The organism is Rhodocaloribacter litoris (genome assembly GCF_011682235.2).
Classification (GTDB): Bacteria; Bacteroidota; Rhodothermia; order Rhodothermales; family ISCAR-4553; genus Rhodocaloribacter; species Rhodocaloribacter litoris.
Genome location: NZ_CP076718.1, coordinates 722,270 through 746,323, shown reverse-complemented (window position 1 = coordinate 746,323; position 24,054 = coordinate 722,270). Strand labels below are relative to the sequence as shown.

The window sequence follows — 24,054 nt, the reverse complement described above, 5'->3', positions numbered from 1 at the left end:
CTGTTCCGGGTCAGGGCCGGGCACCCGGTTCCGGGCGGCCCGTACCGGCCGTCTCGGCCGGTTGGCGCGGCCTGAAGGCCGGTGCCTTCAGGCCGGCGAAGGCTTCGGGGCGGTCGGCGCCCTGGAGGGCGCGGGTCATCACGTCGTGGGTGATACGGGGCAGCCCGTGACGCCGGGCGAAGGCTTCGACGCCCCGGCGCACCTTGTCCCGGATGAAGGCGATGGGGATGCGTTCGAGGCGGGCGCGGGCGTTGTCGGACCAGTCGAGGGGCGGCTCGGCGAGGGGGCGGCCCGTCGGCCGGTAGGTGCAGGCGGGGTCCTCGGCCAGGTAGTCGCCCGTGGCGGCGTAGGCCCGGCAGCGGCAGCCGCCGCAGAGCGCGTTGAACTCACAGGCCCCGCACCGCCCCTGGAGGCGGCTGCGGTCCCGCAGGTCGGCAAAGACGGGCGAGGTCTGCCAGATCTCGGTGAAGGAGCGTTCCCGCAGGTTGCCGGCGACCACGGTCATGTAGGGGCAGGGGGTCACGTCGCCGCCGGGGGTGATGCGGCAGTAGGCGGTGCCGGCCATGCAGCCGCCGCTCTCCAGCCCGCCGCGCCCCATCGCGTAGGCGATCTGTTTGAACTGGGGGGCGCACTTGGCACGCACCAGCATGGGGCGGTAGCGGTCCTGGAGCTCGACCAGGCGGGTGAGGAGGGCCTCGGTGCGCTCGGGCGAGAGGTCGTTCAGGGCCTGCCCGCGCCCGGTCTGTACGAGGAAGTAGACGTTGAACGACCAGGCTCCCTTCTCCCGGGCGAAGTCGAGCAGGGCCGGGATCTCGTCGTAGTTCATCTCCATGACGGTCGTCTGCACGAGCACTTCGAGCCCGTGCCGGCGGCAGATCTCAAGGGCGCGGACGCTGTGCTTCCAGGCATCCGGCCCGCCCCGGAAGCGGTCGTGCTTTTCCGGGTCGAGCGCGTCCAGGCTGATGCCCACGCCCCGGACGCCGCAGTCGACCATCTTGCGCGCCACATGGTCGTTGACGAGGACGCCGTTCGTGCCCATGACCACCCACATTCCCAGGGCCGAGGCCTTCCGGGCGATCTCGTAGATGTCGCGGCGGAGCAGGGGCTCGCCGCCGGTGAGGATGAGCATCTCGGTGCCGAGCGCCGCCAGCTCGTCGAGCAGGGCCAGGCATTCGTCCGTCGAAAGTTCGTCCGCTTCCGCCTCACCCGCCGAGAGGTAGCAGTGCGGGCAGCGCAGGTTGCACCGCCGCGTCAGGTTCCACGAAATGAGTGATGGGGTGAAAGCGGGGGGCATGGGGAGATGGTTGAGTGGTGCGTGGTGAGTGAGGAAAGGGGTGTGGGGGCGAATGGGATCATCGCGAGGGTTGGGGTCGCGCGCGGGCGTTGGCCGTGGCGGTCTTGATGCTGGTGACGAAGATGGAGATCATCTCTCTCCTGTATCGCGTGGTCTACTTTCTCGGAGGTGGTCAGCTCTTCGAGTTCTTGAGCCTCCCCCGTCTAAAGACGGGAGATTCCTGCTTCACAGACCGATGCCTTGTAGCTCAATAGCTACCGAGGTCTTACTCAGATCTCCACAGGCTGCAACGGTCGCTCCGACCGCCAGAATGTTCTTCGCCGCGTTTACGTCGCGGTCATGTTCAACTCCACACGCTTCGCAGGTCCAGCGGTGCACGTTGAGAGGTATCGTTTCCTTGATGTGGCCGCAATCGCTACATCGTTTGGAGGAGGGAAACCAGCGATCCACCTTGATGAGCGTACGCCCGTACCACGCGCACTTGTATTCGAGCCCGCGTACGATCTCGCCCCAACTCGCCTCCGATATGGAGCGAGCAAGGCAATGGTTATTCATCATGTTCTTCACCGCAAGACTCTCGACCGCGATCACGTCGTGGTTCTTGACGAGATCAGTCGTGAGCTTGTGGATGAAGTCGTTTCGCTGATCGGCAATGCGGGCGTGGATCTTTGCCAGACGCCGCCTTGCCTTGCCGTAGTTGTTGCTACCCTTTTGCTTACGGCTGAGGGCTTTCTGTGCCCGACGCAGGCGGTAATACGCTTTGCGGAGATGCTTCGGGTTACCGCTGCGGAAACCGTCAGAGGTCACCACTACGTCGTTCAGACCGAGATCCACGCCGATGCGTTTACCAGTTTTGGGCATTGGTTCCACACAGCACCGGCAGTGCAGGCAGACGTGGTAGCGCCCAGAAGAGTCGAGCGTCACGGTTACCTTGACAACCTCTCCCTCCGGCTTTTGGCTCCATCGGATTTTGAGCGGCGTTTTCTGCTTCGCCAGCGTAAGCGTCATCGTTTCGGGGTCGAAACGGAAGGCGCTGTTGGCGTAGGTCGCGCTTTGGTTGGCACTCTTACGTTTGAACCTGGGATAGCCTGCTCGCTGCTCGAAGAAGTTCGTGAAGGCGCGTTCGAGGTTGCGAAGTGATTGCTGGAGTACGACGCTGGAGACTTCTTGGAGCCACTTTGTCTCCTCTCGCTTCTTGACCTGCGTAAGTTCCACGGCGAGACTGTTGTAGGTGAGACTCTTGCCTTCGCCGTAGTAGGCGTTGGTTCTGCGCTCCAGACCCCAGTTGTACACCCATCGGGCACACCCGAACGTGCGAGCAAGGTTCTCCCTCTGCTCAGCGTTCGGGTAGGCTCGGTAACGATATGTTCGTATCACCTCGGGCATAGTTACACGCACCCCTATTATGTGCGTAAGGTTCCTGTTCAGTCGTGCCGCCGTCTACAGACGGTGGAGAACGCCCTCACAGGAAACGGAGGGGGTCCAAGGGCGATGTACCATCGCCTTATCCCGCCGACTGAAGTCAGGGGTTTTACAGCCCCCTCCGTACCTTCCCCTTTCCTATAAAGTTTGTGCTTGCCGTTCATGGTCGGTCATGTCCTGTTCATCATTCTCCGTTCACCATTCATCAAGCGCCTTCGGTCTCACGCCGTCGCCGTCCGGTATTTCCGGCGGGTGTAGCCGACGAGGGCCAGTCCCAGCAGCAGGGTGGCGAGGCCGTAGCCGAGGGCGGGGCCGAGCGCGGCGGGTTGTTCCAGCGGGGCGATGTAGACGGCATACCAGGAGGTGATGCCGCGCTTGTTGCCGCGTTCCTGGTTGAACCCGTCCCATACGGAGAAGGCGATGGGGACGAACGTGTCTTCGGGGAAGGAGAGGCCCTCCCCGGCGAGGCGGGCGCGTTTGAAGAGGACCTGCCAGGCCCCGTCGTCGTAGGCGGTGCGGACCTCGATCGGGGGGCCGTCGGAGGCGGGCTGGAGGTCCCGGTAGCCGCGCCCGATATACCGGCGTCCCGTTCCCTCGGCGAGGTCGACGAACCACAGGTCGACGGCGTTCTTCCGGTCGCCGAAGAGGAAATAGGGGCGCTCGACGCCGGTGGGGAGCGTGGCGGGGAACTGGAGGGCGACGGCGTCCGAGAAGGTGGTGGCGGTGTCGGGCCGGGCGGGTTCGTTCATCGGCGCCGGGAGGTCGGGGCCGTTGCGTCCCCGGGTGTCGGCCCGGAGGTCATGCCAGGTGACCAGGAAGGCGATCTCGTCGGCGTTGTGCACGGCCCGCAGCTCGATGCCGTTGACGCCGGGGTAGAAGGAGCGTCCCGGCTCGATGACCTGGCCGACGACGGGGAAGTAGGCCGGCTCGGCTTCCTCGAAAAGGGCGGGGCCCCGGCTCAGGTCGAGCGGGCCTTCGACGGCGTGGGAATAAGCTGCCGTGGCGTAGTTCGGCTCGCTCCGGGAGAGCGACCATACGTAGTCGACGAGGGCCCAGCGGTCTTCTTCGGGCATGTCGTACGACGGCATGGGGGAGCCGTCGAGGCCGGTGGTGAAGGTGCGGTAGATGTCCCGGCGGGTCTGTCCGTTGCGGAAGGTCCAGCGTTTGGTCAGGTCGGCGGGGCGGATGTGAAAGCCCCACTGGTCTTCCAGGGTGGGTGCCGAGGGGCCGTTGCCGCGTCCCTGGTTGCCGTGGCAGTCGGCGCACTGGTTTTCCTCGTAGACCTGCCGTCCACGTTCGAGGTTGTCTTCGTCGAAGCCGGGGTCGCGGGGGATCTCGACGACGGTGGGGACGCCGTAGGGGCCGGTGAAGTCGTCGTTGAAGGTTTTGATGAAGTAGGCCAGGTTGGTGATCTCGGTGCTGGAGAGGACGCCGCGCCAGGCCGGCATGCTGGTGTAGGGCATGCCTTCGCGGATGCTGCGCCGGAGGTCGTCCGTCGTGGGGAGTTCGCCGCTGGGGGTGGTGCGGAACTTGAAGATGCCGGCGGTGAAGTCGCGCGGGGCGGGACGCAGGAAGGGGGTGGCGTAGCTCTGCCCGTCTCCGTTTTCTCCGTGGCACTGCGCGCATTTCTCCAGGTAGACCTGGCGCCCGGCTGCCCGCTGGGCTTCCGTGCCCAGGTCGGGTTCCTGCGCGAGCAGGCCGGTGGGCAGCACCACCAGGGCCGCCAGGAGCAACGCGGCCCGGCGTCTACACGCCGGTGGGCGGCCGCAGCAACGCTGTGGGCTGGCGTCGTGTCGCATGGTCCCTCCGTTCGATGCGTGTCGTTTTTTTCGCACCCCGTGGTTCCCCCTCCTCTCGTCTCAGTGAATCTCCTCCCGGGCGCGGGGGCGGAAGCCGGTGTAGTCGTACAGGAACAGGATCACGTCCCAGATCTCCTCCTCGGTGAGGAAGTTTTCCCAGGCCGGCATGGCCGAGGCCCAGGGGGTGGATTCCGAGGGGAGGCCCGGTCCGCCCTTGGCGATGCGCCAGAAGAGGTAGGTCTCCTGGAGCATGGCAATGGTGGTCGGGTCGTTGAAGTTGGCCGGCAGGGGGTCGTAGCCGTGGGCGAAGAGGCCGTCGCCCTCCATGTTGTCGCCGTGGCAGAAGACGCAGTTCTCGTAGTAGATGCGGCGCCCGTTCTCCACGTGGGCGGCAAAGGCTTCGGGGTCCGAGGTCTCGAGTGCCCGGTAGGGGTTCTCGCCGTTGACCAGGTCGATGGTTTTGCCCTTGAACGAGATGGTGTTGGGCGGGGGCGGGTGGATCGTCCGGCCCGAGACGGGAGGGGTGGGGCGGGCCGTACGCTCGGCGTAGACCTGCCAGGCGACCAGCGCCGGCACGGTGAGGAGGACCACGACGAGCGGCACCGTGAACCGCCGGTCCACCATGAACCGTACGACCGCCTCGGTGGCCTGCCGCAAGTAGGAGGTGGTGGCCGAGAGATAGGCCAGCAACGCCAGCGTGACGATGGCCATGAACATGTTGACGATGGAGGCCGGCAGCGGCGGTTCGATCCCGTACTTGAAGACGACGAACAGCGCCACCCACCACAGCGCGAGCCACACCAGGATGTGCAGGTTCTTCAAGAAGAACCGCACGGCCAGCATCGCGGCGAGGACGGCGGCGAAGACGAGGAGGTTCATGGCGGCGTGGGGGTGAGGTCGGAGGTTGAACGCTTGGGCGCGGAGCCGGCGGCAGGGGGCACGCTCCCGCGCGCGCCGGGGTCACCCGCCTTGCAGCGAGGCCAGGTAGTCGACCAGGGTTTTCAGCTGGGCGCTGGTGATCCTGTCGTAGAAGCCCGTGGCGTTGAGGGTGGCGCCCATGACGCCGGGGGCGTACCCTTCGGCCACGACGGCATCCGGCTCCATGATGGCTTCGTAGATCTCGGCCTTCGAGAGGCGGCGGCCCACGTCGTAGAGGCTCGGGCCCGCGCCGGGGGTGGGGGCGTCGAAGCTGTGGCAGGTGTTACACAGGTAGGCCTGCACCAGGGCCGGGCCGTCCATCGCCTCCGCGCCGCCCGGGGACGGTGTTGCCGGGGCGGCCGGGGTGGCCGGGGCCTGGCCCTGCCAGCGCAGCTCCGTCGCCAGCGTCACCGTGGGCGTGCCGCCGAGCGACTGCAGGTAGGCGATGACCGCCAGGATCTCCTGGTCCGTCAGGCCGATGGGCGGGCGGTGCACGGCAGGCATGCCCGGGTTGAAACCCTCGACGATGAAGACGTTCGGCTCATAGAGCGACTCGGCCAGGTACTCGACGTCCGAATAGCCTTCGCGCCGGGTGCCGGCGACGGCGCCGATGTTGCCCAGGTCCGGGAAGCGCAGCGCGCCGCCTTCCTGCCCGATCGTGTGGCAGCCCAGGCAGGTACCTTTGCCGGCTACGATCTCCTGGCCGGCGGCCACCAGCTCTTCGGTCGTCATGTCGGCACTGAGCTCAACGGTCTCCGGCGGGTACGTCTCCTTCTGGGGCACCCACTGGCCGACGTAGCTGTAGAAGGCCGAGACGAGGATGGTGAAAGCGAAAATCTTCAACGCGGTTTTCACGACGCAGCCCCCTCCCAGGCCGGTTGTTTCGCAGGTTGGGCGTCCCCATCACCGGGCAGCGCCTGGGCGGTTTCGTCTTCCGGAGGCACGTCCGGCCGGGCGACCCATGCCTTGCGCCCCGAAAGCCCGGTGATCCAGAAGACGATGGCGATGAAGGTGAAGAAAATCAGCACCGTCACCGAGATGACGTTGGAGGCGAAGCCGAGCGTCGGGGTGAAGGCGTCGGGCGAGGTATCTTCCAGGACGCCGTAGACGTGCCAGTGTTGCCGCATGCCGGCGCGGACGTATCCCATCAACCCCATCGTCCAGGCGAAGGTGATGGCGATGAAGAAAAGGGCGTACTGGGCCCGGTTGGGCATCTTGCCCCACTGGATCGGCCCGGTGATCTTCGCATCCCTGAACAGGAAGATGTCGATGATCGTGACCGAGACCATGGCGAAGAGCACCGAGAGCACCTGTGGCACGGACAGCCCGATGCGCACCGTCGCCTCGACGAAGTAGCCGTAGACCCCCAGGAAGACGACGATACCCACGACGACGGCGAAGATGGCGAACTGGGCCGTCTTGCCGGCCTTCGCCCAGGAGACGGTGGCCTCCTTGTTGCTGCGCCGGTAGAGCAGGAAGCTGATGAAGGTGGTCAGGATCAGGATGTTGACGGCGGTGTTCTTGGCGGACATCACCCCGAGCACACCGAGGACCGGGTGGTGGGCTCCCCCCATCTGCCGCGCCTCCTCGACGGTGGCCACGAGCGAGTGCGGGGTGGCCCATACGATGAAGCAGGCGGTGATGGAGGCCAGCAGGTACTTGATGAACTTCCGGTAGCGCTCCGAGCCCGGGATGCGTTCCATCCCCAGCCACAGGTAGTAGTTGGCGGCCAGGAACAGGTTGCCGATGAGCACCGCCTGGATGATGAACAACCAGGAGAAGGTGCCGCCCATGAGCGTGATGCCCAGCGTCTGCGAGAAGGCGTAGATCTCGCGGCCGAGCCAGTACCCGGCAAACGGCAGCGGCAACAGCGCGCTGATGGCGATGAAGTTGCCCACGTACCCCATCCAGTCGTAGTGGGCTTTCTCAGCCTCGGTCCGGGCACCGAGGAACTTGTAGGCGCCATAGGCCGCCGCGATCGACCCGCCGAAGGCCACGTTCGCGATCAGCCGGTGGATGTTGATCGGCATCCAGGTGTAGTTGTTGATGGCGCCCCAGAGGCTGACCAGGTTGCCCGCCTCGTCGATGCCGGCCGGCGTGTTCATGAACGTCAGCCACGCGTCGGCGATGAACATGATGGCCGTGCCCGTCAGGTTGAGCAGCACCCCCAGGAGCAGGTGCACCTTCGGGTTCATCTTTCCCCAGCCGTAGTAGTAGCTGTAGAGGAAGATGGCCTCCAGGAAAAACAGCAGGACGTACGGGAAGAACGTCCAGCTGAAGATCGACATCAGGTATTCGGTCAGCTTCGGGTAGAGGACGATCAGCCCGAAGGTGAGCAGCGCTCCCAGGGTGGCGGTGAAGGAGAAAGAAACCGACAGGAGCTTCGTGAACTCGTAGGCCAGCTCGTCGTAGCGCCGGTCGCCCGTCTTGTAGCCGATGAATTCGATGATCAGGGCGAACAGCGGCACGGCCAGCACGAAGGCGGCGAACATCAGGTGCAGCTCGGCCACCACCCACATGGCCACCCGGCTGCTGATGCCCTCGATGGGGAAGGGGCGGTAACCGCCGGCGTCCTGCAGCAGGGGCATGGACGAGCCGGCGGCCTGGGCTCCGTCCCACACGAACACGAACACGCACAGCAGCAGAAAGGATACGGCGAGAAAGGGTTTCGAAAGCGCTTTGCGGTGCTTCATGTCCGTGTCCCGTGGGTTGATGCAACAAGAGGGGTCCCGTCGATAGCCGGGAAAAGGACCAACCGGTTCAGGGGCCGCGTTTCAGGCTCATGGCAGAACGGCACAGATCAACACCACATCGGACACAGAGAGGCCGGGCTTGCGGGAAGCGAATGTCCGACATAAAGCCTGGACGGAAGGGTTGCGGCCGAGGGGAGAGGGCACGCCCGGGAGGACTTCGCGTACCTGCTTTTTTCACACGGCTAGGAAAGTAACGCAAGAAATTCTAGAACTCAAGGGGATTTTCACCGAGTTTTTGCAGGCGAGCCGGGACGCCGGGCCGGGACGCGGCACCTTTCGAGCCTCGCCGGTGACCTTTCGCTGCCCGCGCCGGCCTCGTCGATACCCGGCAGCGGAGACGGGGGAATCAGCAGCCCGCGCCGGCATCGGGCCAGTACGGCAGGCAAGGACGTCGATCTCCGGGCCTATCGTCACGCCGGTGCGTCGGGTGGTGCCGGTAGCCATCGGGGTCGGGCCGGCGGAAGAGGTGCATGCGTTCCTCACCGGGACTCCCCGCCCACCGGGCAGGGGTCATAATCGTTGAGGGGCTCCCGGGGTAGTCCGGTAGCCGCAGGCTTTGACCCGGGCATACCGACGCCAGGAGGTGCGCCTGAAGTACGGGTCTCCAGGTGGGCCAGGGGGCGCACCCGTGAAGGGTGCGGCTACATCGCGCTGCACAACGACGCCTTCAATAGCATGGACCAGCGCTATATATCGCCAACCGCCGCTGACTCTGGTCAGTGGGGCTACGGTCGATGAAGCAGGAATCCCCCTGCTTTCAGGGGGCGTGTCAACAGGGATACCGGTCCACGCCTGCGGCGTCACCGTGCCCACCAGCGCGAAGCCGCGTGCCCTTTCGGGCCCTTCGAGGCGAAGCAGGTTCTCCTTCGCACACGGGGGCAAGTGTTCCGGGGCGGGGGTACCGGGCCGACGGCGCTACACGTGCCGCTCGGCGTGGTAGGAGCTGCGCACGAGCGGGCCGCTCTCGACGTGGCCGATGCCCTTCGCCTCGCCCACCTCCTTGTACCAGCGGAACTTGTCCGGGTGAATGAAGGCCTCGACGGGCAGGTGCATCTTCGTGGGCTGGAGGTACTGGCCGATGGTCATCACGTCGAGGCCGATCTCGACGAAGTCGTCCATCAGGGCGAGCACCTCGTCGTCGGTTTCACCGAGGCCGACCATGATGCCGCTCTTGGTTTTGAGGCCGGCCTCCTTGGCCCAGCGCAGCACGTCGAGCGAGCGCTGGTAGTTGGCCTGGGGGCGTACGCGGCGGTAGAGGCGCGGCACCGTCTCGACGTTGTGGTTGAAGACGTCCGGCCGGGCGTCGAAGACCATCCGGCAGGCTTCCCGGTTGCCCCGGAAGTCGGGCGTGAGCACCTCCACGGTGACGCCGAGTTCGTGGAGCAGGCGGATCGTCTCGGCGAAGATGGGGGCGCCGCCGTCCTCGCGCTCGTCGCGGTTGACCGACGTGATGACCGCGTGTTGGATGCCCATGAGGCGGACGGCCTCGGCCACGCGGCGCGGCTCGTCCCAGTCGAGCCCGGGGTCGGGACGGCCCGTCATAACGGCGCAGAAGCCGCACGAGCGCGTGCACACGTTGCCCAGGATCATGAACGTCGCCGTGCCGGCCGTCCAGCACTCGCCCATGTTCGGGCAGCGGGCGCTCTGGCAGACCGTGTGCAGGTTGTGCGTCTCGATGATGTCGACCAGCTTCCGGTACGTCTCGCCGTAGGGAAGCTTCACGCGGAGCCAGTCCGGGCGTTTGCCCCGCGCGTTCTGCACCGCCGGCGGCTCGATCACGGGCAACTCCAGCAGGCCGGCATCCCCGTCGCCCGAGGGGGCAAACGGCTCTTTCCGAACTTTCCTGAGCGGGATCTCTCCCGGCTTGAACGGGCGCTGCGGAGGGCGGTTTTCGGCCATGACGGCAGGGATTTCGGCTTTGAAAGGACGGGAAGGCGGCCGTGCGGGCCGGGCGGGACCGGCGCCGGCACAGGCCCTGAAGGCAACCCCCGACCGCCGGGAATGATCCCGCGTGCCGGAACGCCCCGCCGTGAAGTTTCGGACGAAATTCGTATCTTCGTCCCGCCCGGTTTGGTATCCTGTGTGCCCGGTGCCCGGACGCTGTGCCCGGCGCCGTTTTCGTCTCGACAACCCTGAAACGTTCTGGAAAATCGACTCATGGAAGCGGTTTCGGTCAACGCTATCACGCCGCAGGAAGTGCAGGACATCTTCATGGCCCATCTGAACGCCCGGGGCATGATGCCGCTGGTGCTCGACATGAAGCGCAGCCGCGGCGTCGAACTCTACGACCAGCTCTCGGGACGCCGGCTGCTCGACTTCTTCGGCTTCTACGCCTCCAGCGCCCTGGGCATGAACCACCCGAAGCTGGCCTCGGACGCGGCCTTCATGGAACGGCTCACCGAAGCCGCCCTCAACAAGATCACCAACTCGGACGTCCGCACCGTCCACATGGCCCGGTTCCTCAAGACGTTCTACCGCGTCGCCATGCCGGCACCCTTCAAGTACGCCTTCTTCATCGAAGGCGGGGCGCTGGCCGTGGAGAACGCCCTCAAGGCGGCCTTCGACTGGAAGGTGCGCAAAAACTTCGAGAAGGGCTACCGGCGGGAGGTCGGCCATCAGGTGCTGCACTTCGACCAGGCCTTCCACGGGCGCAGCGGCTATACGCTTTCGCTGACGAACACCGCCGACCCGCGCAAGACGATGTACTTTCCCCGCTTCGACTGGCCGCGCGTCCTGAACCCGAAGGTGACCTTCCCCGTGGAAGCGCATCTGGAGGAGATCGAGAAGCGGGAGCAACTGGCCCTGCGCCAGGCCAAGCACTACTTCTACACGCGCCGGGACGAGATCGCCTGCATCATCATCGAGCCGATCCAGGGAGAAGGCGGGGACAACCACTTCCGCCCCGTGTTTCTGCAGGCCCTCAAGGACCTGGCCCTCGAGAACGACGCCCTGCTCATCTTCGACGAGGTGCAGACGGGCATCGGGATCACCGGCAGCTTCTGGGCCTACCAGGGCCTCGGCGTGGAGCCGGACCTGATCTCCTTCGGCAAGAAGACGCAGGTCTGTGGCATCCTGGCCGGCCCGCGCATCGATGAGGTGGAGGACAACGTCTTCCACGTCGGCAGCCGCATCAACTCCACCTGGGGCGGCAACCTGGTCGACATGGTGCGCTTCGACCGGATTCTGGAAGTGATCGAGGAGGACGACCTGGTCGGGCACGCGGCGACGGCCGGGGCGCACCTGCTGGCCCGGCTGCACGAGCTGGCCGGGGCGAGCCCGGTGGTCACCAACGTCCGGGGACGCGGGCTCATGTGTGCCTTCGACCTGCCCACGCCCGAGTTTCGCAACCGCGTCTTGCAGCACTGCTACGAGCAGGGGGTGATCATCCTCGGCTGCGGCACGCAGTCCATCCGGTTCCGGCCCCCGCTGACGATCACGGAGGCAGAGATCGATCAGGGCGTCGAGCTGCTGGGCCGGGCGATCCGGGCCGTCGAGAAGGCCTACCGCCCCCATACCGGCCATACCGGGCTGCACGACGCGCTGACGGACGGGTAAGCCGCGGGCCGGCCTGGGTGCCTCAACGCAGGTCTTCCCAGCGCACCCGGTCGGTCTCGACGATGCCGTAGGTGTCCACGAAACCCGCTTCCACCTCGATCACGAACCGGGCCGGCAGCCCCTCAGAGGTGATGTTCTCGGGGGAAAGGGGGGTGGTGTACTTGCTGATGCTCACGATCTGCGAGTCGGGCCCGACGAAGAGGATGTCGAGCGAGAGCGGGGTGTTGGCCATCCAGAAGCTCTGCGGCTCGGCCTGCGGGAAGATGAACAGCATGCCGCTGCGTTCGGGCAGGCCGGTGCGTTGCATCAGCCCGCGCGTGCGTGCCGAGTCGGTGTCGGCAATCTCGATGTCGATGGTGACGACGGGCTCCCCGTCGCGGAGGAAGGTGAGCGTGCCGTCCTTGCGGAAGGGGATGTCGGGGGTGGCCGGGGCGGGGGACGAGCCGGAGCCGTCGCCGCAGGCGGCCAGGCCGAAGAGCAGGAAGGCCAGGGAACAGAGCAGCAACCGGGCCGGGTTTCGGGGTTCGGGTGTCGGCTTGTTCATCGCGGATCGGTTTCGGTTGGCGGGAGCGTGCGGTGGGGGTCATCGCCGGCGCCAGCGGACGAACGTGGTGGTGTCGATGCCGAGGAGGTCGGTGAAGCCGGCCCGCACTTCGAGCACGTGGCGGGCGGGGCCCCGGGAGCGGATCAGGTCGTCGGAGTACGGCCGGGTACGCCTGGCGATGTTGACGATGCGGCCGTCGGCGCCGATGAAGAGGATGTCGAGCGGGAGGGGGGTGTTGCGCATCCAGAAGGTGCGGGTGCTGTCGTGGTCGTAGACGAAGAGCATGCCGCCGCGTTGCGGGAGGGAGCGGCGTTCCATCAGGCCGCGGGCCCGGGCCGAGTCGGTCGCGGCGATTTCGATGGCGATGCGGGTGATGAGGGTGCTGTCCGGCCGCAGGAAATCGAGGGAGCCGTCGACGCGGAAGGGGATCTCGCGCGGGGGCGGCGGTTCGTCGCGACAGGCCGCGAGGCCGGGCAGGAGGCACAGGACGAGGAGGATACAGCGGCAGGGGGGACGCAGTCGAGGCATCAAGTCTTGATCGGATCGATCATCAGGTACTCGGTGACGGTGTCGCAGAGCGTCTTGCCCAGTTCGGTCAGGCGCACGCGGCTGTTGCGGATGGGGGCAATGTAGCCCTGCCGTTCCAGCCAGGCCAGCTCGTCCACCTTTTCGACGAGCAACTCGACGCCGTAGCGGGCCTCCAGGTGGTCGAGGTCGAGGCCGTCGGCCGTGCGGAGGCGGAGCATGATGTATTCGTTGGCCAGGGTGTCGAGGTCGAGTTGCTCCCTGAAGTCGATGGGGGCGTATCGCTGCCGCACGAGGGCCTCGTACCGGCGGAGGTTGCGGACGTTGGCCCATCGCGTGGCGGGCAGGCCCTTCCACCAGAACGAGTGGGCCGAGGGGCCGAAGCCGAGGTAGTTCTGGTGCGTCCAGTAAAGCTGGTTGTGACGGGCCCGCCGTCCGGGCCGGGCAAAGCTCGAGATCTCGTAGTGTTCGTATCCGTGCTCCTGCAGGTAACGGATGGTGAACCGGTAAAGGTCGGCCACGTCTTCGTCTTCGGGCAGCTTCACCAGCCCGCGTTCCACCTGCTTGAAGAGCGGGGTGCGTTCTTCGACCGTGAGCAGGTAGGTCGAGAGGTGGGGTACCTCGTAGCGGACGACCTTTTCCAGGTTGGCGGCCCAGTACTCGGGCGGCTGGTCCGGCAGGCCGAAGATGAGGTCCACGGAGAAGTTGTCGAAGCCGGCCCGGCGGGCGAGGGGAATGACCGCTTCGGCCCGTGCGGCGTCGTGGCAACGGTTCATGAAGGCCAGGTCGGCGTCGAAGAAGGACTGGATGCCGATGCTGAGCCGGTCGACGCCGAGGTCGCGGAGGCCGCGCAGGTAGTCGAGGTCGACGTCTTCGGGGTTGATCTCGACGGTCACCTCCGAGACGGAGGCGGTGTCGTAGTGGGTATGGATGGTGTCGAGGATACGGGCCAGCTCGTCGAGATGGAGCAGCGACGGGGTGCCGCCGCCGAAGTAGATGGTTTCGATGGGTTCACGCCGCCCGTATTCGAGGGCATAGTGCTCCAGTTCCATCCGCAACGCCTCGACGAACGACGTGTGCGACTTCTGCGTGGTGACGAAATAGAAGTCGCAATAGGAACAGCGCTGGGTGCAAAAGGGAATGTGCAGGTAGATGCCGGCCATACGGAACGCGGGTGGGACAGGGCGAAGGTTCCGTATAAATCCCCGATGCGGGCGGTTGTTTCGAGGGAATCAGGCCGGGGGTTCTTCCGGGGTGTCGTCCCGGCGGGTGTGAGCCCGGTGGTGCGAGCGCTTGCGCTCGCGCGCCCAGCTTTCGATGCTTTCGCGGATGTATTCGCCCAGGTCTTCGATGTCGCCGGCGCAGCGCTGCCAGAAGGTTTTGAAGGCGTCGGCGTCGAAGGCGGCGCCGTAGACGCGTCCCCAGGCGGAGGGTTCGTCCACCTCGTCCTCGTAGTAGGCGGCCAGCTGGCGGCACGCCATGGCGGCCACCGTCAGCGAGCTGTCTTCGGGCAGGGGCTCGAAGACGGCCCGCACGCCGGGGTCGAGGGTGGCCAGGCGTTCCAGCACCCGGTTGTATTGCCGGACGCAGAAGGCGGCGGCATCGGCGTCGCCGCCGGTCCAGTGGGCCTGCATGGCCGTCCGGGCGGCGCGGCGAAGGACGTTGACCAGCTTGGCGATCTCTTGCTCTCGTTCCATGACGTTTCGTTTCTGAAGGTTCAGGTTGCGTAGGGAGCGCCGAGGAGCCTGACGAGGAGGCACCCGGTTGTCGGCAGGGACCGGCGCGTGCGTTGCCGGTGACGCAGGTGCACCTCGATGCAGGCCAGGACCGACCGGGCCGCCATGCGGACGGCGCCGGGGGAGGCGTCTTCGGGGAGGCCGGGCAGCCGGGCGAAGGCGGGGTCGAGTTCCCGCAGGCGGTGGGCGATGCCGGCGTACTGCCGCCGGAGGAAGGGGAGGGTGTCCGGGGGCGTGCGGTGCACCACCGCGAAGCCCGCATCCCACACCAGGGTGCGCAGGAGCCGGGCCAGGCGTTTCAGTTCGCGTTCTTCCGTCATGCCGGGGGTTCCAGTTGGTGGATGACGTCTCGCATCAGGCGCTTGCCCCGGTAGAGGCGCCATTTGACCGTCGAGAGCGGCACGTCGAGGAAGGCGGCGATACGCCGGAGCGGCATGCCGTCGAGAAAGTGCAGGCGCAGGGGCAAGGCATAGGCTTCCGGGAGGTGGCAGAGGGCGCACATGACCACCTCGTTCGTCTCGCCCGTGCGGTCCGGCGGTGTTGCCAGCGCTGCCACGTGCTCGAGCAGCACGGCGTCCAGGTCGACGCGCCGGTGCTCCCGGCGGCGCTTCGTGCGGTCGAACCGGAGGGCATGGTTTCGGGTGATCGCCATCAGCCAGGCCGCAAAGCGTTCGGGTTCTTCGATGGAGGGCAGGGCCCGGAAAGCCAGCAGGAGCGCGTCCTGGGCCACGTCTTCGGCGTCACCGGCACCGACGATGCTCTCGGCCAGGCGAACCACGGCGGCACGGTAGCGCAGCACCAGTTCGTTGAAGGCGTCGAGGTCGCCGAGGATGGCGGCCACGACCAGGATCTCGTCGGAGAGAGGGCCGCCGGCCTTGCTCATGTCTGCCGTTCGTCATGCCGGCCCCGGACGGCCGGCGCTTCAGGACGCACTCAACCTGTATAGAGACCCCACAGGAGGGAAAAGTTAGTCCCGGAGCAAAATTTTTTTGCGTGTGCCTGTGTTTGTTCGCTTTGAAGCTGTGACGCAAGTGTGTCACAGAGGGGGCTTAAGTTCGGTCACGTGGCGTCTCCCGTGAGGGGCCCCGTAACGAGCGTTTTTTCATCATTTGCAGGAGCGTATCATGGCAACCCAACGCATCAACCCGCTGAGCCGCCGTCCCCGCAAGCGCCGCCTGGTGATGGCCGTGCGCGGTGCGGCCGGGACGGGCAAGAGTGTCTTCGCCGCCACGCTGGCCGATGCCGGGCTGGGCCGTCTCTGTTTCTTCGACACCGAGCGCAAGGCCCGCCTGCTGCCCGGCAGCGACGGCACGAAGTTCGACGCAATCGAAGTCGAGCACCCGGACGAGCTGCCCGCGTTCATCGACTGGGCCCTCGAAGGGGAAGGACGGGCGCAGGGCTACGGTTGTTACGCCCTCGACTCGTGGGCCATGTACTTTGCGCGGAAGCACCGGGAGACTTTGCAGGCCGTCCGCCGGCGCACGGGCGATCCGCTGGCCCAGCCGCCGGCGGAGGCGCTGGCGGCGGATCAGATGATCCTGCAGGAGGTGCTGCGCCGCCTGTGCATCGACAGCGGGGCCTGTGTCGTGATCACGGACCAGATCCCTGCCCGCGGCAAGGAGGAGCGGGAGGAAAACGAACTGGGTCGCGTCCTGCCCATGACCGCCAGCGGGCTCGAATACTTCGTGGACGTGATGGTCGAGCTCGACGTTCGCCTCGAAGGCTTCGAGCAGGTGCGGGTGGCCCGGGTCGTCAAGTCGAACAGCCCGGCCTTTCCCATCGGGCTGGAGGTGCGCAACCCGACGTTTGCCGACTTTCTCGCCCGGCTGGGGGAAGGACCGCAGCCGGAAGACGCCGATCCGGTGCCGGAGGTGATCGAGGTGCCGGAGCCCGAGGTGCCGGCCGGTCCCACGCTGGAGGTGCTGCTCGAGCGCGCCGCGGCGTTCGGGCTGTCGCGGGCGGATCTGCTCATCGCGGCCCGGCACTACTGCGGCGCCACCGAGCTCGAACGCCTCACCTCCGCCCAGATCGACGACCTGCTGCAGCGCATGCAGGCACGATACGGGAACGCGGGCGACGGCGCCCCGGCGACTGCCTCGACCCCGGTCCCCGCCGGCGGGCCCGGCCGGCGCCGGAACGGCAAGCAAGGCTGACGTTGCGTCCGGAACGGAAGACCGGTGCCCGGGTAGGTTAACGATCCGGCAGGGGGTGCTGCCGGGTTTAACCGGTAGGACGTGATCGGCGCATGGCAAGTGCTGTCCCGAGCACGACCGGGGGATGCGGCTACCTCATACTGTGTATTGGCGAAGGCCAGCACTTTGCCGACGTTGACTTCACAGGCGAGCTGGAACGGCTCTACCGGGAGGTGCTTCCGTGTGTTCTGCTGCACAAGGACGAACACATTGCCTACAATCAGGTGCTGCATACCGGAGCCACAGACGAGCTCTTCCGGGACGCGCTTCCGGATGATCTGCTGGAGCGATCCCGCCGGGCGGCTGCGGAGGCGGGAGACCGGAGCAAGCACCCGGTGCTCCGGCAGCGCGTCCAGCGCCTGAGAGCCCTTTACTGGAACGCTTACACGGGCGACCCGGTGTTGCAGCGGATTGCGGTCAATGTACTGGACGACGTGCTGGCACGGCTGCCGTGAACAGGGCGATGCACGGTTGGGTGCTTGTCGATGCCGGTGAGCCTGGGCAGTCAGCCGGCGTCGTCGAAGCCGGTGCCGTTTTCCTCGAAGGGTTCGCCCCGGAAGTGCTGGTAGCCCCGGGCGTCGAGCGGGATGACGGCTCCTTCGGGGGTCTGGATGCGGATCCCCTCCCCGGCCTCGGTGAACATCCCGACGACGGTGTAGCTTTCGGGATCGAGCCGTTCGAGCATGGCTTCGGGCAGGGCAAAGGCGAGCTCGTAGTCTTCGCCGCCGAAGAGGGCGTACGTGTCCACGTCTTCGAGGAACTGGTCGGCGACGGCACGGGTCTCCGGGTGGATGGGCAGGGCGGCGGCACGGACGAGGGCCCCGCACCCGCTTTGCCGGCAGAGGTGGTGTACCTCGGAAGCCAGCCCGTCCGATATGTCGATGAGGGCATGGGGACGCACGCGCCGCCGGGCCCAGTCCTCGATGGTTTTCAGGCGGGCCGTGGGCGTCAGCTGGCGCCGGATGACGTAGCGGTAGGGGTCCAGGTCCGGCTCGTAGGCGCCGCCGGTCTCGCGGAGGGTACGGCGCTGGTCCAGCAGCACCTTGAGCCCGGCATAGGCCGCGCCGAGGTCGCCCGTGACGCACAGCAGGTCGCCCGGCCGTGCGCCCCGCCGGAGGACGACGTCCCGCTCGTCGGCCTCGCCGATGACTGTGACGGCGATCGTCAGGTAACGGGCCGTGGTCGTGTCCCCCCCGACGAGGGTGACCCCGTAGGCTTCGCAGCCCTGGCGAAGGCCTTCGTAGAACGCCTCGACCTGTTCGACCGAGATCGAGGCGGGCAGGCCCAGGGCGATCGTGGCGAAGCGGGGACGTGCGTTCATCGCCACCACGTCGCTTACGTTCACCGCGATGGATTTCAGCCCCAGGTGGAGCAGCGGCACGAACGAGCGGTCGAAATGGACGCCTTCGATGAGGGCATCCGTCGTGACCACGTGCACCCGGCCCTCGCCGACGTGATAGACGGCCGCGTCGTCGTCGATCCCGAGGCGCACGTCCTCGTCCACCGGCGCGCCGAGCACGGCCCGCATGCGCTCGATCAGGCCAAATTCTCCCACGGCCTCGATGGGCGTGTAATCAGACATGTTTCGAATGAGGATTGCGATTGAGGTTTGAAAAACAGGACGTCTTTGTGCCTTCGTGGCCAGGGGAGCCGTTGACGGTCCGTGACCCGGCGGGTGTGGGAAAGGTTTCACCGCGCTCCGGGGAGGCAGATCTTGCCGAGCAGGGTCGGGCGTGCGGCGCCGGTGACGGCCGGCAGGTTCGTCGGGACGCCGTTGACCGTTTCGTGGGCGAGGACGGCGAAGCAGAGGGCCTCTTTGGCGTCGGGGTCGATGCCGGCGGCGGCAACGGAGCGGACGGGCACCGGCGCGAAGCGGGTTTCGAGGTGTTGCATGAGGCAGGTGTTGTGGACGCCGCCACCGCCAACCAGGAGCACGTCAAGCCGGTGGCGGGGTGCGACGAACCGGAGGTAGGCCTGCTCGATGCTCCGGGCCGTGAGGGCGACGGCGGTGGCCATGAGGTCGGCGGCCTCGAGGCCCAGGGCTTCGGCACGCTCGCACAGCCGTTCGACGAAGTCCGCCCCGAACAGTTCGCGCCCTGTCGATTTGGGAGGCGTGCGGGCAAAGTAGGGATGGTCGAGCAGCTCGGCCAGCAGGGCTTCGTGGGGGGTGCCCCGGGCCGCCAGGGCGCCGCCCTCGTCGTAGGGGCGATCCAGCAGGCGCCGGGCGAGGGCGTCGAGGACCATGTTGCCGGGACCGGTGTCGAAGGCCCGTACGTCTTCGAGCCGGGGGTTCCGGGGCAGGACGGTCAGGTTGGCGATGCCGCCGATGTTGAGCACGCCCCGGGTTTCGCGCTCGTGGGCGAAGGCGACGTAGTCGAAGTAGGGGACGAGGGGGGCGCCCTGCCCGCCGAGGGCCATGTCGGCCGGGCGGAAGTCCCCCACGACGGGCACGCCGAGCAGGTTGGCCAGCACGGAGGGGTCGCCGATCTGGAGCGTCGCGGTGACGGCCTCGCCGGCACAGTCCGTTGCCTCGGGCACATGGTGGACGGTTTGCCCGTGTGAGCCGATGAGGTCGAGGTCGGCCACGCTCACCCCGGCGGCGGCGGCCGCACGGTGGACGGCCCCGGCATAGGCATGGGCCAGGCGAACGTTGAGCAGGGCCAGCTCCCGCACCGATGAGGTGCCGGGTGCCGAATTGGCCAGCAGGGCCTGGCGCAGCGCCGGCGGGTACGGCACGCTGACGAAGGCCCGGGGTTCGATGACCAGGGCGCGCCCGCTGCCCGTCAGCCGCACCACCGCCGCATCGATGCCGTCGAGCGAGGTGCCGCTCATGAGCCCGGCCACCAGCCGGGACGGCTTCGCAAGGCGTTGCCAGGGCGAGGGGAACATGAGCGGCATAGGATCCCGCGGCGCTACCGGGCCTTGCGGCGCATCTCCGTGGCTTTCTGGAGGTATTCGGTGGCCCGCTCCGGTTCCTGGGAGGCCAGTTGCTCGTAGACCCGGGCCGCCTCCTCGAACTGGTTCTGGGCGGCATAGATACGGGCCAGCGTCTCCGACACCACGTCGTCGATCTCGTTTTCGAGTTCCGGCGGTGGCATGTTCTCCAGGTCCGGATCGGGCACGATCCGGGCGGCTTCCAGCTCGGCGATGAGCCGGTCGAGGTCTTCGAAGTCGGGCGGGCTGGTGGGGGGGGCGGAAGCCCTGGCGGCCGGTGCTCCGGACCTTTCGGTCACGAGCTGTTCCAGGCCGGCGGGGGCGGCTGCCAGGTGAGACAGGGTGCGCCGGAGGCCGGCGGAGACGGTCGGGCTGGCCGGGGCGAAGAACTGTGCCGTCTGCCAGGCCCGGAACGCTTCCTCCCACCGGCTGGCGGCCTCCAGGGCCCGCGCCCGGACGACGTGCGCCACCGTGTATCCCGGCGCCTGTGCCACGAGCACATCCAGCGCGGCAAGGGCCTCGTCCAGCCGGCCCTGGTCCATGCGCGTGAGGATGTCCTGCAGGTCGGGGAGCGGCCCCGACCCTTCGGACGCATGATGCGTCCCGTGCGGGATCTTCGACATCGTCGGGAAGGTTGCGTGACAGGCAGGCGGTCACCCGTTCGGATCCTGCCCTGTTCGGTGGTTGCCCCTTGAGACGGCAAGGTACACAATCCGGGGCAGATCTGACAAATCTTCGTCCAGGTTTCGAATCAAGGCTTTTGACATCGTTTGGGCGGATTTCATGCCGGGCCGGGTGGGACGGTTCGGCTCAGGAAGAACTGGTGCAGGTTGAAGCCGGCGACGAGGCCGAAGCCGAGGGCGAAGAAGGCCTGGAAGGGCGCGGCGGCCCATGCGCCCTGCAGCAACAGCAGGACGAGCCCGGCCAGGCAGTAGAGTGCCAGCAGCAGTTCGAGCCAGACGAGGGGCGGGATGCGGGATTCGGCGTACGGCGTGCGCCACCAGGCCCGGGCAGGGCGGTGCCGGCGCACCGCGTACTTCGGGGTGCGAACGAAGACGGACGTCTTGCCCCGCAGGGCCTGGATCAGCGCGCGGCTGTTGTTGAGGGCCAGCCCCATGCTGCCGGCCATGAACAGCGGGAAGCGCAGCAGGCGGCGCGGCCAGTCCGGATAAAGGGCACGCTGGGCGAAGAGCTGGGCGAGGAAGAAGCCGGCAAAGCCGAGCAGGCCCAGGCCCATCACGGCGAAGAAGGTCGCGCCCGGCCCGTAGCCCCGGTCGCTGAGCCCGAGCAGCGGGGCATGCAGGACGGCCACGAGGGCGACGAACGGGAAGACGCTGTGGGCCGTCAGGTGGAGCGTGCCTTCGAGCTTCACGCCCGCCGGCAGGTCGGACCGCCACAGCGGCCCGAGCAGCTTGCGCGCCGTCTGAACGGCTCCTTTGGTCCACCGGAATTGCTGCGTGCGGAAGGCGTTGATGTCCACCGGCAGCTCGGCGGGGACCTCGACGTCGGGCAGGTAGCGGCACTGCCAGCCCCGGAGCTGGGCACGGTAGCTCAGGTCCAGGTCTTCGGTGAGGGTGTCGCTCTGCCAGCCGCCGGCGTCTTCGATGCAGGCGGCGCGCCACACGCCGGCCGTGCCATTGAAGTTGATGAAGCAGCCGGCCAGGCTCCGCACGTGCTGTTCGACGGCGAAGTGGGTGTCCAGACCGAAAGCCTGCATGCGGGTCAGCAGGGAGGCGTCGTCGTTGAGGTGGCCCCAGCGTGCCTGGACGAGCCCCACCCGTTCGTCCTCGAAGGCGGGTACGGTGCGCAGGAGAAAGTCGGGAGGCGGGATGAAATCGGCGTCGAAGACGGCTACGAGCTCTCCCCGGGCCAGCCGGAGGCCGTTCTGAAGGGCGCCGGCCTTGAAGCCGGCCCGGTCCGTGCGGTGGATATGAAGGATGTCGAGGCCGCGGGCCCGCCAGGTACGCACCCGCCGTGCGACGAGGGCCGTGGTGTGGTCCGTCGAGTCGTCGAGGACCTGGATCTCGAGACGGCGCCGGGGGTAGCGGAGCCGGGCACAGGCGTCGATGAGCCGCTCGGCCACGAACGCTTCGTTGTAGAGCGGCAGCTGCACCGTCACCACCGGCCAGTGGTCGTCGGGCTCGGGCACGGCGTCGGGGTCGGGTACGGGGCCGGGGCGCAGCACGTCGTGCCGGGCATGGACCAGCGCCATCCACAGCAGGTTCAGCCCGTAGACGAGCAGCACGGCCATGCCGGCCGCGTAGAACACCGCCAGGACGGTGGCAAGCAGCGACATACGGTTACGGGTTCAAGGGGAAGGAAAGGGCCGGGGCATGGGTCGGTTCCGGAAGCAAAAGGTTACGGAGGGTGGGGCGAAGAGGCCGGGTCGGGGCGGTGGGGCGCTCCGGCCTTTCCGGTTGGCAACCCGCGTTCCGTCCCGCTGGCCTCCATGTCCCGGTGCGGTGGCTACCAGTTCGACGTGGCGGCGGTGAAGATGTCGTCGGCGATCTTTTCGAGGGCGGCGAAGGCGGCCGTCTCTTCCCCGGCCAGGCCCTGGGCCACCGGGTCGTACTCTTCGAACCCCTGGAAAGACCGGCGCAGGAGCTCGCGCTCTTCGGTGCGGTCCACGTAGCGCGCCGTCACGGAGAGGGTGACGCGGTTACGGGTCGTGCGTTCCTGCCCGCCGACGGCCGTCGGTTCGTTCTGGTAGCGGTCGATGGTGACGAAGAGCACCGCGTCGGCGGCTTCGGGGTCGGGTTCCAGCGACAGCCGGGTTTGCCCGACGAAGCGATCGACGAGCAGCCGGGTGAGCCGCTCGTCGAGGGCGGTGACGGGGCTCACGCTGCGGTCTTCCGCCAGCGGGATGGCGATGGTGTGCAGGTGGGAGGGGATCGTGGCTCCGCTGAAGCTGTAGTAGGCACAGCCGACGGGCAGCAGGGCCAGCAGCCACACCACCTTGCGGCGGATCCACCCCGTTCGCATAGCCTCGTTCATGCCGGTTCGACGCGGCTGGTACCAGCCGCTTGCTCAGACTTCTTCCTCGATTTCCTTGAGTTTGCGGTACAGGGTGCGTTCGCTGATGCCGAGGGCGCGGGCGGTCTGGCGGCGGTTGCCGTCGAAGCGGCGGAGGGCCTCAGTGATGAGCTGGCGCTCGGCGTCTTCGAGGGTGGGCAGGGGTTTCTCGTCGGCGGGTTCGTCGCGCTTGTCGTCGCTGCCGAGCAGGTCCATGATGGGCGGCCGGTGCTCGTTTTCCCCCTCGATCTCGTAGGAGACGTCCTCGATGAGGGAGGGATAGGTTTCCGGGTCCGCCTTGCGGACGATGACCAGCTCCCCTTCCGCGTCCCGCCCGACGATGCCGTGGGGCAGGGCGGCGCCGAGCCGGGCCAGCAGGGCCGACAGTTGCTCCTTCATCTCGCGGATGTCCAGGCGCAACTCCAGCAGGGCCCGGTAGATGAGCTCGCGCTCCCGGCCCTCGTCGCCGGGGGCGGTGCGCGAGACCGGCACGAGCCCTTCGCTGACGCCGGCCGCCGTGACCCCGCGCAGGTAGGGGCGCAGGTCGTCCGCCGTGAGCGTGTCCCCGCGGTGCAGCACCACCGCCTGCTCGGCCACGTTGCGTAGCTCCCGCACGTTACCCGGCCAGCGGTACCGCTTCAGCAGTTGCCGGGCCTCCTCGGTGAGCCGCTTGTGGACCGAGTTGTACTTCTGGGCGAAGCGGTGGAGGAAATGCTCGAAGATGGGGATGATGTCCTCCTTGCGTTCGCGGAGGGGGGGGATCTTGAGGAGGACGGTGCTGAGCCGGTAGTAGAGGTCTTCGCGGAACCGCCCGGCCTGCACCTCGCGGGCCAGGTCCTTGTTCGTGGCGGCGATGACGCGCACGTCCGTCTGGATCGGGGTCGAGGAGCCGACGCGGCTGAAGGTGCCGGTCTCCAGGACGCGCAGCAGCCGCACCTGGGCCGCCGGCGGCATCTCGCCGATCTCGTCCAGGAAGATGGTGCTGCCGTCGGCCTGTTCGAAGTAGCCGCTGCGCCGCTCGACGGCCCCGGTGTAGGCGCCCTTTTCGTTGCCGAAGAGCTCGCTCTCGATCAGCCCTTCCGGGATCGCCCCGCAGTTGACCACGACGAGCGGCTTGTGGCGGCGGTGGCTCATCTCGTGGATGGCCTGGGCGAAGAGCTCTTTGCCGACGCCGCTCTCGCCCTCGATCAGCACGGTGATGTCGGTCTGGGCGACCTGGCGGGCCCGGTCGAGCTCGCGCAGGAGGGCCGGCGAGCTGCCGATGATGCCGAAACGTTCCTGGATGGCGGCTCTATCCATGCATCAATACCTGGCGAAACGATGGGCCGGGCGAGGATCGTACCCGGCAGAAGATGGATCTTGTCTACGGA

General features: G+C 67.4%; 22 protein-coding genes. 3 read left to right on the top strand and 19 right to left on the bottom strand.

Translation table 11 applies throughout. The annotated features are described in order from the left end of the window. Positions 1-10: 10 nt before the first annotated feature. From GQ464_RS03040 to lipA, 7 genes are all read right to left on the bottom strand, one after another. Positions 11-1,294 carry a radical SAM/SPASM domain-containing protein gene (locus GQ464_RS03040; protein ID WP_166976409.1) on the bottom strand — a complete coding sequence of 428 codons (1,284 nt, stop codon included), beginning with the start codon at positions 1,292-1,294 and terminating at the stop codon, positions 11-13. Between the two features lie 225 nt (positions 1,295-1,519). After that, entirely contained in the window at positions 1,520-2,680 is a 1,161-nt protein-coding gene (locus tag GQ464_RS03035; RefSeq protein WP_166976412.1) for an RNA-guided endonuclease TnpB family protein, read from the bottom strand. 257 nt (positions 2,681-2,937) lie between these two features. Next, entirely contained in the window at positions 2,938-4,515 is a 1,578-nt protein-coding gene (locus tag GQ464_RS03030) for a c-type cytochrome (RefSeq protein WP_166976415.1), read from the bottom strand. 60 nt (positions 4,516-4,575) lie between these two features. Next, a complete protein-coding gene (locus tag GQ464_RS03025) occupies positions 4,576-5,394 on the bottom strand; it encodes a c-type cytochrome (RefSeq protein WP_166976417.1) in 819 nt (272 codons plus the stop codon). Between the two features lie 81 nt (positions 5,395-5,475). Continuing rightward, a complete protein-coding gene (locus GQ464_RS03020; RefSeq protein WP_166976419.1) occupies positions 5,476-6,276 on the bottom strand; it encodes a c-type cytochrome in 801 nt (266 codons plus the stop codon). A gap of 8 nt (positions 6,277-6,284) precedes the next feature. After that, entirely contained in the window at positions 6,285-8,126 is a 1,842-nt protein-coding gene (locus tag GQ464_RS03015; protein ID WP_166976421.1) for a cytochrome ubiquinol oxidase subunit I, read from the bottom strand. A 975-nt stretch (positions 8,127-9,101) separates the two neighbouring features. Beyond that, complete coding sequence (gene lipA / locus GQ464_RS03010; protein WP_166976482.1) at positions 9,102-9,980, bottom strand: lipoyl synthase; 879 nt, start codon at positions 9,978-9,980, stop codon at positions 9,102-9,104. A gap of 363 nt (positions 9,981-10,343) precedes the next feature. On the opposite strand from lipA, the gene lat reads away from it, so the two are divergent. Further along, complete coding sequence (lat, locus tag GQ464_RS03005) at positions 10,344-11,741, top strand: L-lysine 6-transaminase (protein WP_166976423.1); 1,398 nt, start codon at positions 10,344-10,346, stop codon at positions 11,739-11,741. Between the two features lie 22 nt (positions 11,742-11,763). Here the strand turns inward: lat and GQ464_RS03000 are convergent, their stop codons facing one another. The 6 genes from GQ464_RS03000 to GQ464_RS02975 form a co-directional block, all read right to left on the bottom strand. Then, positions 11,764-12,285 carry a DUF192 domain-containing protein gene (locus GQ464_RS03000; protein WP_166976425.1) on the bottom strand — a complete coding sequence of 174 codons (522 nt, stop codon included), beginning with the start codon at positions 12,283-12,285 and terminating at the stop codon, positions 11,764-11,766. Between the two features lie 39 nt (positions 12,286-12,324). After that, positions 12,325-12,813 (bottom strand): DUF192 domain-containing protein, encoded by a 489-nt coding sequence (locus GQ464_RS02995; RefSeq protein WP_166976427.1) that lies wholly within the window; start codon positions 12,811-12,813, stop codon positions 12,325-12,327. Next, positions 12,813-13,973, bottom strand: coding sequence for a radical SAM family heme chaperone HemW (gene hemW / locus GQ464_RS02990; RefSeq protein WP_166976429.1), 1,161 nt, complete (start codon positions 13,971-13,973; stop codon positions 12,813-12,815). Before hemW ends, GQ464_RS02995 begins: the two co-directional genes overlap by 1 nt. Before the next feature lie 69 nt (positions 13,974-14,042). Continuing rightward, positions 14,043-14,507 (bottom strand): hypothetical protein, encoded by a 465-nt coding sequence (locus GQ464_RS02985; RefSeq protein ID WP_166976431.1) that lies wholly within the window; start codon positions 14,505-14,507, stop codon positions 14,043-14,045. A gap of 20 nt (positions 14,508-14,527) precedes the next feature. Then, positions 14,528-14,866: a hypothetical protein gene (locus GQ464_RS02980; RefSeq protein ID WP_166976433.1), complete on the bottom strand. Its 339-nt coding sequence runs from the start codon at positions 14,864-14,866 to the stop codon at positions 14,528-14,530. After that, positions 14,863-15,429, bottom strand: a complete 567-nt coding sequence (locus tag GQ464_RS02975) for an RNA polymerase sigma factor (RefSeq protein WP_166976435.1) — start codon at positions 15,427-15,429, stop codon at positions 14,863-14,865. The genes GQ464_RS02980 and GQ464_RS02975 overlap by 4 nt, the downstream gene beginning before the upstream one ends. Positions 15,430-15,670: 241 nt before the next feature. Between GQ464_RS02975 and GQ464_RS02970 the strand changes: the two genes are divergently transcribed. Both GQ464_RS02970 and GQ464_RS02965 read left to right on the top strand, forming a co-directional pair. Next, on the top strand, positions 15,671-16,699 hold the full coding sequence (locus GQ464_RS02970) for a DEAD/DEAH box helicase family protein (RefSeq protein ID WP_166976437.1): 1,029 nt from the start codon (positions 15,671-15,673) through the stop codon (positions 16,697-16,699). 92 nt (positions 16,700-16,791) lie between these two features. Beyond that, a complete protein-coding gene (locus tag GQ464_RS02965; RefSeq protein WP_166976439.1) occupies positions 16,792-17,193 on the top strand; it encodes a hypothetical protein in 402 nt (133 codons plus the stop codon). Between the two features lie 50 nt (positions 17,194-17,243). Here GQ464_RS02965 and thiL read toward each other — a convergent pair whose 3' ends face one another. The 6 genes from thiL to GQ464_RS02935 all read right to left on the bottom strand — a co-directional run bounded on the left by thiL (position 17,244) and on the right by GQ464_RS02935 (position 23,983). Beyond that, on the bottom strand, positions 17,244-18,320 hold the full coding sequence (gene thiL / locus GQ464_RS02960; protein ID WP_166976441.1) for a thiamine-phosphate kinase: 1,077 nt from the start codon (positions 18,318-18,320) through the stop codon (positions 17,244-17,246). 107 nt (positions 18,321-18,427) lie between these two features. Continuing rightward, complete coding sequence (locus GQ464_RS02955; RefSeq protein ID WP_228350546.1) at positions 18,428-19,636, bottom strand: anhydro-N-acetylmuramic acid kinase; 1,209 nt, start codon at positions 19,634-19,636, stop codon at positions 18,428-18,430. Positions 19,637-19,650: 14 nt separating this feature from the next. Next, positions 19,651-20,295, bottom strand: coding sequence for a tetratricopeptide repeat protein (locus GQ464_RS02950; protein ID WP_166976443.1), 645 nt, complete (start codon positions 20,293-20,295; stop codon positions 19,651-19,653). A 158-nt stretch (positions 20,296-20,453) separates the two neighbouring features. Beyond that, positions 20,454-21,968 (bottom strand): cellulose synthase family protein, encoded by a 1,515-nt coding sequence (locus GQ464_RS02945; protein ID WP_166976445.1) that lies wholly within the window; start codon positions 21,966-21,968, stop codon positions 20,454-20,456. A 170-nt stretch (positions 21,969-22,138) separates the two neighbouring features. Beyond that, the gene (locus tag GQ464_RS02940; RefSeq protein ID WP_228350545.1) at positions 22,139-22,666 is read right to left on the bottom strand and encodes an LptE family protein; all 528 of its coding nucleotides are present in this window, start codon (positions 22,664-22,666) and stop codon (positions 22,139-22,141) included. Positions 22,667-22,699: 33 nt separating this feature from the next. After that, positions 22,700-23,983: a sigma-54 interaction domain-containing protein gene (locus GQ464_RS02935; protein WP_166976447.1), complete on the bottom strand. Its 1,284-nt coding sequence runs from the start codon at positions 23,981-23,983 to the stop codon at positions 22,700-22,702. Positions 23,984-24,054: the final 71 nt, after the last annotated feature.